The following is an 11,545-nucleotide window of genomic DNA, read 5'->3' as shown; positions in this document are numbered from 1 at the left end:
ATCTTGCAAGTATGGGACAACTAGTGAAATTACCGACAAGAAGGGAAAGGGCCTTCCCGAGAGTGGTAAAGGAGAGGCCCTGGAAATACCCCACAGCCCCGAAAAAGAGCCAGTCAGTTGCTTAACTGACTGGCATTACAGCGCGATGCTGGCATTTTTTTATTCGCTTTCCGCCGATAAGACCGGCATCCAGTCAATGGGGGCTTCCCCTTTTTGGGCCAGCCATTCATTGGCCTGAACGAAGTGGTTAGAGCCAAAAAAGCCACGATGCGCAGAGAGGGGGGAAGGGTGCGGTGCCTTCAACACATGATGGCGCTGGCGATCGATAATGGCCCCTTTTTTTTGCGCATGAGAGCCCCACAGCAAAAATACCACGCCTTCGCAGTGTTCATTGATCAGCGCGATCACCTTATCGGTAAAGGTCTCCCAGCCCAGGCTTGCGTGGGAATGTGCCTGCCCGGCGCGAACGGTAAGTACCGTATTGAGCAGCAACACGCCCTGGCGAGCCCAGCTTTCCAGATAGCCGTGTGTTGGACGCTTAAAGCCTGGAAGGGTCCCCTCCAGCTCTTTGTACATATTCAGCAGTGAAGGCGGAATACCGATGCCCGGCTGCACGGAAAAGGCCAGACCATGTGCCTGACCTGGCCCATGATAAGGGTCCTGGCCGAGGATAACGACCTTCACGTCGCTCAGTTCTGTAAAGCGAAAGGCGTTAAAGACATCTTTCTGCGGGGGATAAATCGTTATTCCGGACTGGCGCTCACTGGCAACCGTCGCCAGCGTATTCATAAAATACGGTTGTTCTTTTTCGCTGGCCAGGACGTCGTGCCAGGTTAAGGAAGTGGTCATCTCGCTCTCCTGCGAATGTGCTTGGCCCTAGCTTAACGGCTTCTTTCTGCAGCGTAAAATTTTGCGTTTCCTCGGGGACGTTGGTTATCAAAAAAATTGAGTATTTACAACGATTTTTGTATTCACTGGCGGGTTAAAACTGATTTAGATCAATAGATTCAGTGCATCACCATAGTTGATGTATGGTTTTTGTTGATTTAAATCAAAGTTTGCCGGGTGTTCGACTGATATATATACACTCAAGCAACAATGGTTTTACCAATTGGCCAGTGCATGGCTGATGAAAACGAATAATTTAGCCCAGGAGGCATGCAATGATTAAAGGTATCCAGATTACCAAAGCGGCAAACGACGATCTGCTGAACTCTTTCTGGCTGCTGGACAGCGAGAAAGGTGAAGCACGCTGCCTGGTAGCAAAAGGCGGTTTCACTGAAGATCAGGTTGTGGCAGTCAATAACCTGGGCGACATCGAATACCGTGAAGTGCCAGTCGACGTACAGCCAGAAGTCCGTGTTGAAGGTGGCCAGCACCTGAACGTTAACGTTCTGCGTCGTGAGACTCTGATGGATGCGGTAGAAAACCCGGAAAAATATCCACAGCTGACCATTCGTGTTTCTGGTTATGCCGTACGCTTCAACTCCCTGACCCCAGAACAGCAGCGCGACGTTATCGCTCGTACTTTCACTGAAAGCCTGTAATTTCTCAGGGGTGGGAAATAAAAAAGCCGGGAGAATTTCCCGGCTTTTTTTACTCTTCAGTTGGCTTCTGCTCTGTTGCCGTCGCCGTAGCGCTCGGCTTGCGGCGTTTACCAATATTTTTGGCATCACGGTGACGTTTCTTCACTCGTGGTTTTTCCTGCTCAGCCTTCTTCTTCTCTTCACGTTTAGCCATCGCTTTCTTCGACGGCTTGCCTTTGTTTTTCTCACTCGGCACACGAGTGGTTGGACGCAGCTCATCAATCACACGCGCTTTCAGCGGCTCTTCAATGTAACGGCCAATTTTGTGCAGCAGAAGATGGTCATGGGCTTCGACCAGCGAAATCGCGGTGCCTTTTTGACCCGCGCGACCGGTACGGCCGATGCGGTGCAGATAGGTATCGCCGCTGCGTGGCATATCGAAGTTGAACACGTGGCTAACGTCAGGAATGTCGATCCCGCGAGCGGCAACATCGGTGGCAACCAGCACGTTAACGCGGCCATCGGTCAGACGTTTAATCGCTTCGTTACGTTTCACCTGGACCATCTCACCTTCGAGATAGCAGTTATTAATGCCTTTATCGCGCAGCCAGCCCGCCAGCTCATGCACTCGCTCACGTTTACGCACGAAGACGATGGAGCGGGTAGCATCATCCTGCTGCAGCAGATGGATCAGCAGCGCAGTTTTATGCTCGATGTTATCGGCACGATAATACCACTGGTGGATTTTCTTGCGTTCGCGGGTGGACGGCGTGGCAGACACTTCCACCGGATCTTCCAGCAGACGCTCGGAGAAATCCTTGATGGCTTCGCCTTCCAACGTTGCAGAGAACAGCATCGTCTGCTTGCGCCAGCGCGTTTCACCGGCGATGGTTTCGATATCCTGCGCGAAGCCCATGTCCAGCATACGGTCTGCTTCATCAAGGATCAGCGTTTCGACGGCGCGACAGTCAAAGTTTTCTTCTTTGATGTATTGCAGCAGACGCCCGGTGGTCGCGACCACGATGTCCTGGTTTTCGCTAAACACTTCGGCGTGGTTCATATAAGCCACGCCACCAGTAATGGTAGCGATATCGAGATGCGTATTCTTCGCCAGCTCGCGGGCATGATCGGCCACCTGCATCGCCAGTTCACGCGTTGGCGTCAGGATCAGAATACGTGGTGGGCCAGATTTCTTGCGCGGGAAGTCGAGCAGGTGCTGCAACGCTGGCAGCAGATACGCCGCCGTTTTACCGGTGCCTGTCGGCGCAGAACCGAGCACATCACGGCCTTCGAGCGCAGGCGGAATGGCAGCAGCCTGAATGGCGGTCGGGCGAGTGAAGCCTTTCTCCTGGAGCGCGTCCAGCAGGCTTTCGTCGAGTTCGAGTTCGGAAAAAGTCGTTACAGTCATGATCTACCTCTGTGTGGGGCGCTGATTATAGACGTTATGGCTGCAATCTTCATCTGTTTGTATGGCTATCTGTTCTCGGGTATTGTGCATAACCCAATCCCCCAAGGGAAATTTCAGGAAAGGTTTTGATGATGAGTCAGTCGGGTTCCGTGCTTCGCCGCAATGGATTTACCTTCAAACAGTTTTTTGTTGCTCACGATCGTTGTGCAATGAAAGTGGGTACGGACGGCATTTTGCTGGGAGCCTGGGCACCGATTGCCAGAGTAAATCGGGTACTGGATATCGGCACTGGCAGCGGGTTGCTGGCTCTGATGCTGGCACAACGTACTGACGATCATGTGGCGATTGATGCCGTCGAACTGGATGCAGACGCAGCAGCACAGGCGGCGGAAAACATTGCGGAGTCACCCTGGGCGCATCGTATCAGGATTCATACGGCCGATGTGCAACAGTGGCTTACGCAAGAGAATAGCCGCTACGATCTGATTATCAGCAATCCTCCTTATTATGAGCAGGGCGTAGAATGTGCGACGCCGCAGCGGGAGCAGGCGCGGTACACCACCACGCTTGATCATGGCACATTGTTGAGCTGTGCGGCGGATGCCATCACGGAGGAAGGTTTTTTCTGCGTGGTGCTGCCCGAAAGCATCGGCAATGCCTTTACTGAACAGGCGCTGTCGATGGGGTGGCATTTGCGTTTGCGCACGGATGTGGCGGAAACAGACTTACGCCCTCCCCATCGCATGCTGCTGGCATTCTCCCCGCGTGCGGGAGAGTGTTTCACTGACAGGCTGATTATTCGTGGGCCAGAGCAGCAATACTCCGAGGGGTATACCGCGCTGACCCAGGCGTTTTATCTGTTTATGTGAGCTAAAGGAGAGAGCACTGAGGGGCCAGAGTTCTCCAGTAACTCTGGATAATCAAGCGTATAGTGCAGGCCCCGGCTCTCTTTACGCATCATCGCGCAGCGAACAATCAACTCAGCCACCTGCACTAAGTTACGCAGTTCGAGCAGATTGTTGGATACGCGGAAACGAGCGTAGTACTCATCCAGTTCTTGCTGCAGCAAAGTAATACGGCGCAACGCCCGCTCCAGGCGCTTCGTTGTTCTCACAATGCCCACGTAATCCCACATAAAGAGTCGCAGCTCGTGCCAGTTATGTTGGATGACCACCAGTTCGTCGGGATTTTCCACCCGGCTTTCATCCCACGCAGGAAGCTCGTTGCTCTGCCGGGCATAGGGCATGCGCTTCTTAATATCTTCTGCCGCAGACCAGCCGTAAACCAGGCACTCAAGCAGTGAGTTCGACGCCATCCGGTTAGCGCCGTGCAGGCCGGTATAGCTGACTTCGCCAATAGCATACAGCCCGTCAACGTCCGTACGACCAAAGTCATCCACCATCACACCACCGCAGGTGTAATGCGCCGCGGGAACAATCGGCACAGGTTCTTTTGTTAAATCGATACCCAACCCGAGCAGTTTTTCGTGGATCATCGGGAAGTGCTGGCGAACAAACTCTTCTGGTTTATGGCTGATGTCCAGATACATGCAGTCAGCGCCAAGCCGTTTCATTTCATGATCTATCGCGCGAGCCACAATATCTCGAGGCGCAAGTTCTTCGCGTACATCGAAATCTGGCATGAAGCGTGAACCATCCGGGCGTTTCAGATGTGCGCCTTCACCGCGTAAAGCTTCGGTCAGCAAAAAATTGCGTGCCTGAGGATGGTAAAGCGCGGTGGGATGAAACTGATTAAATTCGAGGTTTGCCACCCGACAGCCTGCGCGCCAGGCCATCGCAATACCATCGCCGGAGGAAATATCCGGGTTGGTGGTGTACTGATACACCTTCGATGCGCCGCCCGTTGCCAGAACAACGGATTTTGCCGCACAGGTTTCAACGGCTTCTTTATTACGGTTCCAGATCCACGCCCCGACGACACGGCGTGTGCCCGGCAAACCGATTTTATCGGATACGATCAAGTCTACTGCGTTGCTACGTTCCAGCACCCGAATATTCGGATGATTCAACGCTTTGCTGACCAGCGTCGTTTCAACTTCCTTTCCTGTTGCGTCGGCGGCATGAAGAATACGGCGATGGCTGTGGCCGCCTTCACGCGTCAGATGATAACTTTCCGAGCCGTTGGCCTGAATTTCTGTATCAAACAGAACGCCCTGGTCGATAAGCCACTGCACGCAGTGGCGGGCATTGCTGGCGACGAATGACACCGCATGGCGATCGCACAATCCCGCACCGGCAATCAGCGTATCTTCAACGTGGGATTCAATGCTGTCGGTCTCGTCAAAGACGGCAGCAATGCCGCCCTGAGCATAAAAGGTGGAACCTTCTGAAATAGGCCCCTTACTCAGTACGATAACGGAGCTGTGCTCTGCAAGGCGCAGGGCGAGGGAGAGACCGGCAGCGCCGCTACCGACAATCAGAACATCACAGGAGAGATCGGGTGTCGTCGTCATGATTTGTGTTTAATTTACTAAACAATGTTCGATGAGAGTAGCACCAGAGCGTGCGATTAAGCACGTTTAATTTCTCTTTCGTTGTAACCACTAAACATGGTGCGCGAGCGAAGCGCTTTGTAAATCGCGGAAAAGTTTTGCGAAGCAGATCGTTAGCGTCAGATTTTATGATGAAAAATATGCTGTGTTACGTTACTCTGCTGGGAGATTTCAGACGTTTATTACGCGCCTGACACTTCATTGAGCAGTGGTAGACTTATAATGAGTGATAATGAACTGTCTATCCGCTTTCAACAAAAAGCAAAGGCGTAACTGAACTTTACAGCAATGGCACACTCTAAGCTGGTGCTTGCTCATAGTGCAGTGTATGGAGTGGCGTTCTGATTACGCATGGGAATTAGGTTTGAGGAGACATTACCTCGGATGAGCGAGCAGTTAACGGATCAGGTCCTTGTCGAACGGGTCCAGAAGGGAGAGCAGAAGGCCTTTAACCTGCTGGTAGTGCGCTATCAGCATAAAGTGGCGAGCCTGGTTTCCCGTTACGTCCCGTCGGGCGATGTGCCTGACGTGGTACAAGAGTCTTTTATAAAGGCCTATCGAGCGCTGGATTCGTTCCGGGGAGATAGTGCTTTCTATACCTGGCTATACCGTATTGCTGTGAACACAGCAAAAAATTATCTGGTTGCTCAGGGAAGACGTCCGCCATCAAGCGATGTTGATGCAATAGAAGCAGAAAACTACGAAAGTGGCGGTGCGCTGAAAGAAATTTCGAACCCTGAGAACTTAATGTTGTCAGAAGAACTGAGACAAATAGTGTTCCGTACTATTGAGTCGCTCCCGGAAGATTTACGCATGGCAATCACGTTACGGGAGCTCGATGGCCTGAGCTATGAAGAGATAGCCGCTATCATGGATTGTCCGGTGGGTACGGTTCGCTCGCGCATTTTCCGTGCACGAGAAGCTATTGATAATAAAGTTCAACCGCTTATCAGGCGTTGACGATAGCGGAATACTGGAAAAGGTATTTAGGCATGCAGAAAGAAAAACTTTCCGCCTTAATGGATGGTGAAACGCTGGACTCAGAGCTGCTCAACGAGCTGGCTCACTCCACTGAGATGCAAAAGACATGGGAAAGCTACCATCTTATCCGCGATACCATGCGTGGTGAGACAGCGCAGACCCTGAGCTTTGATATTTCAGCTCGCGTGATGGCCGCCATTGAGAATGAACCTGTTCGCCTGGCGACGCCGCTCATTCCCGAAGCACAGCCTGCTCCGCATCAGTGGCAGAACATGCCATTCTGGAAAAAGATGCGTCCATGGGCAAGCTCACTGACACAGATGGGCGTTGCCGCGTGCGTATCACTTGCAGTTATCGTAGGTGTCCAGCACTATAACGGGCAATCTGATGCATCCCAGCAGCCTGAAACGCCAGTGTTCAATACACTGCCGATGATGGGCAAAGCCAGCCCGGTGAGCCTGGGAGTTCCTGCTGATGCCAATGCCACCGGTAGTGGTCAACAGCAGCAAGTCCAGGAGCAGCGTCGTCGCATCAATGCGATGTTGCAGGACTACGAATTGCAGCGCCGCCTGCATTCCGAACAGCTTCAGTTTGAACAAGCACAGACGCAGCAAGCTGCTGTCCAGGTGCCCGGATATCAAACGTTAGGAACGCAATCGCAGTAATGAAGCAACTTTGGTGTGCCATGTCCCTTGTGGCTGGTAGCCTGTTCTTCTCCGCCAACGCCTCGGCTGATGTCTCGTCCGGGGCGTTGTTGCAGCAGATGAATCTGGCCAGCCAGTCTCTCAACTATGAGCTGTCGTTTGTCAGCATCAACAAGCAGGGCGTAGAGTCGCTACGCTATCGTCATGCGCGTCTGAATAATCAGGCCCTGGCGCAACTGCTGCAGCTGGACGGTCCACGCCGCGAAGTGGTTCAGCGTGGAAACGAAATCAGCTACTTCGAGCCTGGCCTCGATCCTTTCACTCTGAACGGCGACTACATCGTCGATTCGTTGCCTTCCCTGGTTTATACCGATTTCAAACGCCTTGCGCCGTATTACGACTTTATTTCTGTCGGAAGGACGCGCATTGCCGACAGGCTGTGTGAGGTCATTCGAGTCGTCGCACGCGATGGCACTCGTTACAGCTATATTGTCTGGCTTGATTCTGAAACCAAATTGCCCATGCGTGTCGATTTACTCGACCGTGATGGCGAAACGCTGGAGCAGTTCCGCGTCGTGGCATTTAACGTCAACAGCCAGGTTAGCAGTAATATGCAGAATCTGGCTACAGCCAGCCTGCCGCCGCTGTTATCTGTTCCATCCGGAGACAAAGCCAATTTCAACTGGGCGCCGAGCTGGCTGCCACAAGGGTTTGTTGAGGTGGCGGGTAGCCGTCGCAATCTGCCGACCATTAATGCACCTGTGGAGTCCCGTCTTTATTCCGATGGTCTCTTTAGTTTCTCTGTGAATATCAACCCGGCAACGCCGACCAGCACAGAGCAAATGCTGCGTACCGGCCGTAGAACGGTCAGCACGTCAGTGAGAGATAACGCGGAGATCACTATCGTTGGCGAATTGCCTCCTCAGACGGCGAAACGCGTTGCTGATAGCGTCAAGTTCAGGACGGCAAAATGATTAAAGAATGGGCAACCGTGGTGTCCTGGCAGAATGGGCAAGCGAAAGTCAGCTGTGACGTGAAATCGTCCTGCAGCAGCTGTTCATCAAGAGCAGGCTGCGGCAGCCGGGTTCTCAACAAACTTGGGCCGCAAACGGAACACACGATTGTGGTACCTAGCGAGCAGCCGCTGGTGGTTGGGCAGAAGGTCGAGCTGGGTATCAGCGAGGGCAGCCTTTTAACTTCAGCGATGCTGGTTTACATGACTCCGCTGTTTGGGCTGTTCGTCATTGCGGCACTGTTCCAGCTGCTGTTTGGCAGCGATGTAGCCGCTTTTGCAGGCGGAGTGCTTGGTGGCGTAGGGGGCTTTTTGGTTGCTCGCGGCTTGTCGCCAAAACTGGCTTCGCGTGAAGCCTGGCAGCCGGTCATTTTAAGCGTCGGTCTGCCACCTGATCTACTGCGCACAGACACAACCTCTTCTGAATTGAGCCAGTAATCGCGCTGGCTTTTATCTTTATTTACATCTCTTGCAGGATCTCCTCTCCACTAACCGCTAAGCTTGCCGGAAGAGCATTTCCTGGCGACGGAGATGTAGTGTAGAATGCGGCGTTTTCGAACGATCAAACGTCAGGCGCAGACCCGCGGCCTCCAGGAATTCGTAAGGCATAACTAACTCTAACTATGAAGAATATACGTAACTTTTCGATCATTGCTCACATCGACCACGGTAAGTCGACGTTATCTGACCGTATTATCCAGATTTGCGGCGGTCTCTCCGACCGTGAAATGGCTGCTCAGGTGCTTGATTCCATGGATCTGGAACGCGAACGTGGTATTACCATCAAAGCGCAGAGCGTGACCCTGGATTACAAAGCCACTGACGGTGAAACCTACCAGCTTAACTTTATCGACACCCCTGGCCACGTTGACTTCTCCTATGAAGTATCCCGTTCTCTGGCCGCTTGTGAAGGCGCGCTGCTGGTGGTGGATGCCGGGCAGGGCGTAGAAGCTCAGACCCTCGCAAACTGCTATACCGCGATGGAAATGGATCTGGAAGTGGTGCCGGTTCTGAACAAAATCGACCTGCCAGCCGCAGACCCTGAGCGCGTAGCAGAAGAGATTGAAGATATCGTCGGCATCGACGCGACGGACGCCGTACGCTGCTCCGCAAAAACCGGTGTGGGCGTTCCGGATGTGTTAGAACGTCTGGTTCGTGATATTCCGCCGCCAGAAGGCGATCCGGAAGCCCCGCTGCAGGCGCTGATCATCGATTCCTGGTTCGATAACTATCTGGGCGTTGTGTCTCTGGTGCGTATTAAAAACGGCACCATGCGCAAAGGCGACAAGATTAAAGTGATGAGCACCGGCCAGGTGTATAACGCCGATCGTCTGGGCATCTTCACCCCGAAACAACTTGATCGTACTGAGCTGAAATGTGGCGAGGTAGGCTGGCTGGTGTGTGCCATCAAAGACATCCTCGGTGCACCGGTCGGTGATACGCTGACGCTGGCTCGTAATCCTGCCGATAAAGCCCTGCCAGGCTTCAAAAAAGTGAAGCCACAGGTTTATGCCGGTCTGTTCCCGGTCAGCTCTGACGATTATGAAAACTTCCGCGATGCGTTGGGCAAACTGAGCCTCAACGATGCTTCCCTGTTCTATGAGCCAGAAAGTTCTACGGCGCTGGGCTTCGGCTTCCGCTGTGGCTTCCTCGGCTTGCTGCACATGGAAATCATTCAGGAACGTCTGGAACGTGAATACGATCTGGATCTGATCACCACTGCACCGACCGTAGTGTATGAAGTTGAAACCACGTCGAAAGAAGTTATCTACGTCGACAGCCCGTCCAAACTCCCGCCGTTGAACAATATTCATGAGCTGCGTGAGCCGATTGCTGAGTGTCACATGCTGCTGCCGCAGGAGTTCCTCGGTAACGTCATCACGCTGTGTATCGAAAAACGTGGCGTGCAGACCAACATGGTTTACCACGGTAACCAGGTGGCGCTGACTTACGAAATCCCAATGGCGGAAGTGGTGCTCGACTTCTTTGACCGTCTGAAGTCCACCTCTCGCGGCTATGCGTCGCTGGATTACAACTTCAAGCGCTTCCAGGCCTCCAACATGGTGCGTGTAGACGTGCTGATCAACGGCGATCGCGTTGATGCGCTGGCGCTGATCACCCACAACGACAACGCGCCATATCGCGGTCGTGAGCTGGTTGAGAAGATGAAAGAACTGATCCCGCGTCAGCAATTTGATATCGCGATTCAGGCAGCTATCGGTAACCACATTATTGCCCGCTCCACGGTGAAACAGTTACGTAAAAACGTTCTGGCGAAATGCTACGGCGGTGACGTCAGCCGTAAGAAAAAGCTGCTGCAGAAACAGAAAGATGGTAAGAAACGCATGAAGCAGGTGGGCAACGTTGAGCTGCCACAGGAAGCTTTCCTCGCCATTCTGCATGTCGGTAAAGACGGTAAATAACCAATAAGGAGTTGGCATGGCGAACATGTTTGCCCTGATCCTGGTCATCGCGACCCTGGTGACAGGGATTTTATGGTGCCTGGATAAATTTATTTTCGCACCTAAACGCCGTGAACGTCAGGCCGCAGCGCAGGTTGCGGCAGGTGAGACGCTGGATAAGAAGACCCTGAAGAAAGTCGGCCCGAAACCGGGCTGGCTGGAAACCGGTGCGTCTGTTTTTCCGGTGCTGGCTATCGTGCTGGTGGTGCGCTCCTTTATTTATGAGCCATTCCAGATCCCATCAGGTTCAATGATGCCAACGCTGCTGATCGGCGATTTTATTCTGGTCGAGAAGTTCGCCTATGGAATTAAAGATCCGATTTATCAGAAGACCTTAATTGAAACCGGCCACCCAAAACGCGGTGACATTGTGGTGTTCAAATACCCGGAAGATCCGCGCCTTGATTACATCAAGCGTGCTGTCGGTTTACCGGGTGATAAAGTCACGTATGATCCGGTCGCGAAAGAAGTCACCATTCAGCCGAACTGCAGTTCTGGTCAGGCTTGCGGTAACGCATTGCCAGTCACTTACTCCAACGTGGAAGCGAGCGATTTCGTGCAGACCTTTGCCCGTCGTAACGGCGGCGAAGCGACCAGCGGTTTCTGGCAATTGCCGAAAGGCGAGAGCAAAGACAACGGCGTGCGCCTGACTGAACGCAAAGAGACGCTCGGCGACGTGACTCACCGCATCCTGACAGTACCTATCGCGCAGGATCAGCTGGGTATGTATTACCATCAGCAGGGTCAGCAGCTCGCCTCCTGGATTGTTCCACCGGGCCATTACTTCATGATGGGGGATAACCGTGACAACAGCGCAGACAGCCGTTACTGGGGCTTTGTGCCAGAAGCGAATCTGGTCGGCAAGGCAGTCGGTATCTGGATGAGCTTCGAAAAACAGGAAGGCGAATGGCCGACCGGCGTACGTTTAAATCGTATTGGCGGTATCCATTAATTCACCTTCACGCTTCGTGCTGTCATCGCCATGATGGCAGCACGAATT

13 protein-coding genes are annotated in these 11,545 nt (G+C 53.0%); 10 read left to right on the top strand and 3 right to left on the bottom strand.

Features of this window, described 5'->3' with window-relative positions; all coding sequences use genetic code 11:
- Positions 1–125, top strand: a 125-nt coding sequence (locus ACRCWW_RS14040) for a hypothetical protein (protein ID WP_241013015.1), incomplete at its 5' end; no start/stop codon positions are given.
- Between the two features lie 34 nt (positions 126–159).
- On the opposite strand, the gene ung is transcribed toward ACRCWW_RS14040, so the two are convergent.
- Positions 160–849: a uracil-DNA glycosylase gene (gene ung, locus ACRCWW_RS14035; protein WP_438682957.1), complete on the bottom strand. Its 690-nt coding sequence runs from the start codon at positions 847–849 to the stop codon at positions 160–162.
- A 314-nt stretch (positions 850–1,163) separates the two neighbouring features.
- Here ung and grcA point away from each other — a divergent pair, with 314 nt between their 5' ends.
- The gene (grcA, locus tag ACRCWW_RS14030) at positions 1,164–1,547 is read left to right on the top strand and encodes an autonomous glycyl radical cofactor GrcA (protein WP_330985878.1); all 384 of its coding nucleotides are present in this window, start codon (positions 1,164–1,166) and stop codon (positions 1,545–1,547) included.
- A gap of 49 nt (positions 1,548–1,596) precedes the next feature.
- On the opposite strand, the gene srmB is transcribed toward grcA, so the two are convergent.
- Complete coding sequence (gene srmB, locus ACRCWW_RS14025) at positions 1,597–2,934, bottom strand: ATP-dependent RNA helicase SrmB (RefSeq protein ID WP_404658481.1); 1,338 nt, start codon at positions 2,932–2,934, stop codon at positions 1,597–1,599.
- Between the two features lie 131 nt (positions 2,935–3,065).
- On the opposite strand from srmB, the gene trmN reads away from it, so the two are divergent.
- On the top strand, positions 3,066–3,803 hold the full coding sequence (gene trmN, locus ACRCWW_RS14020) for a tRNA(1)(Val) (adenine(37)-N(6))-methyltransferase TrmN (protein ID WP_438682958.1): 738 nt from the start codon (positions 3,066–3,068) through the stop codon (positions 3,801–3,803).
- Here the strand turns inward: trmN and nadB are convergent.
- Positions 3,788–5,407, bottom strand: a complete 1,620-nt coding sequence (nadB, locus tag ACRCWW_RS14015; protein ID WP_438682956.1) for an L-aspartate oxidase — start codon at positions 5,405–5,407, stop codon at positions 3,788–3,790. The two genes, trmN and nadB, sit on opposite strands and share 16 nt — an antisense overlap.
- A 367-nt stretch (positions 5,408–5,774) precedes the next feature.
- Here nadB and rseD point away from each other — a divergent pair, with 367 nt between their 5' ends.
- The 7 genes from rseD (at position 5,775) to lepB (ending at position 11,497) form a co-directional block, all read left to right on the top strand.
- Positions 5,775–5,834: a rpoE leader peptide RseD gene (rseD, locus tag ACRCWW_RS14010; RefSeq protein ID WP_330985887.1), complete on the top strand. Its 60-nt coding sequence runs from the start codon at positions 5,775–5,777 to the stop codon at positions 5,832–5,834.
- The gene (rpoE, locus tag ACRCWW_RS14005; protein ID WP_154159064.1) at positions 5,831–6,406 is read left to right on the top strand and encodes an RNA polymerase sigma factor RpoE; all 576 of its coding nucleotides are present in this window, start codon (positions 5,831–5,833) and stop codon (positions 6,404–6,406) included. The genes rseD and rpoE overlap by 4 nt, the downstream gene beginning before the upstream one ends.
- A gap of 32 nt (positions 6,407–6,438) precedes the next feature.
- A complete protein-coding gene (gene rseA, locus ACRCWW_RS14000) occupies positions 6,439–7,092 on the top strand; it encodes an anti-sigma-E factor RseA (protein ID WP_438682955.1) in 654 nt (217 codons plus the stop codon).
- On the top strand, positions 7,092–8,045 hold the full coding sequence (gene rseB, locus ACRCWW_RS13995) for a sigma-E factor regulatory protein RseB (protein WP_438682954.1): 954 nt from the start codon (positions 7,092–7,094) through the stop codon (positions 8,043–8,045). The genes rseA and rseB overlap by 1 nt, the downstream gene beginning before the upstream one ends.
- Positions 8,042–8,521, top strand: coding sequence for a SoxR-reducing system protein RseC (gene rseC, locus ACRCWW_RS13990; RefSeq protein ID WP_438682953.1), 480 nt, complete (start codon positions 8,042–8,044; stop codon positions 8,519–8,521). The genes rseB and rseC overlap by 4 nt, the downstream gene beginning before the upstream one ends.
- Positions 8,522–8,706: 185 nt before the next feature.
- Positions 8,707–10,506, top strand: coding sequence for a translation elongation factor 4 (lepA, locus tag ACRCWW_RS13985; protein WP_330985872.1), 1,800 nt, complete (start codon positions 8,707–8,709; stop codon positions 10,504–10,506).
- 16 nt (positions 10,507–10,522) lie between these two features.
- On the top strand, positions 10,523–11,497 hold the full coding sequence (lepB, locus tag ACRCWW_RS13980) for a signal peptidase I (RefSeq protein WP_438682952.1): 975 nt from the start codon (positions 10,523–10,525) through the stop codon (positions 11,495–11,497).
- Positions 11,498–11,545 lie beyond the last annotated feature (48 nt).

The organism is Scandinavium sp. (genome assembly GCF_051650185.1).
Classification (GTDB): domain Bacteria; phylum Pseudomonadota; class Gammaproteobacteria; order Enterobacterales; family Enterobacteriaceae; genus Scandinavium.
Note: the sequence above shows the minus strand (reverse complement) of the source record. Positions and strands in the feature narration are given on the sequence as shown.

Bases quoted from the DNA above. Each gene is read 5' to 3' on its own strand.
- ung (WP_438682957.1), bottom strand. From the start codon at position 849: ATGACCACTTCCTTAACCTGGCACGACGTCCTGGCCAGCGAAAAAGAA.
- grcA (WP_330985878.1), top strand. From the start codon at position 1,164: ATGATTAAAGGTATCCAGATTACCAAAGCGGCAAACGACGATCTGCTG.
- srmB (WP_404658481.1), bottom strand. From the start codon at position 2,934: ATGACTGTAACGACTTTTTCCGAACTCGAACTCGACGAAAGCCTGCTG.
- trmN (WP_438682958.1), top strand. From the start codon at position 3,066: ATGAGTCAGTCGGGTTCCGTGCTTCGCCGCAATGGATTTACCTTCAAA.
- nadB (WP_438682956.1), bottom strand. From the start codon at position 5,407: ATGACGACGACACCCGATCTCTCCTGTGATGTTCTGATTGTCGGTAGC.
- rpoE (WP_154159064.1), top strand. From the start codon at position 5,831: ATGAGCGAGCAGTTAACGGATCAGGTCCTTGTCGAACGGGTCCAGAAG.
- rseA (WP_438682955.1), top strand. From the start codon at position 6,439: ATGCAGAAAGAAAAACTTTCCGCCTTAATGGATGGTGAAACGCTGGAC.
- rseB (WP_438682954.1), top strand. From the start codon at position 7,092: ATGAAGCAACTTTGGTGTGCCATGTCCCTTGTGGCTGGTAGCCTGTTC.
- rseC (WP_438682953.1), top strand. From the start codon at position 8,042: ATGATTAAAGAATGGGCAACCGTGGTGTCCTGGCAGAATGGGCAAGCG.
- lepA (WP_330985872.1), top strand. From the start codon at position 8,707: ATGAAGAATATACGTAACTTTTCGATCATTGCTCACATCGACCACGGT.
- lepB (WP_438682952.1), top strand. From the start codon at position 10,523: ATGGCGAACATGTTTGCCCTGATCCTGGTCATCGCGACCCTGGTGACA.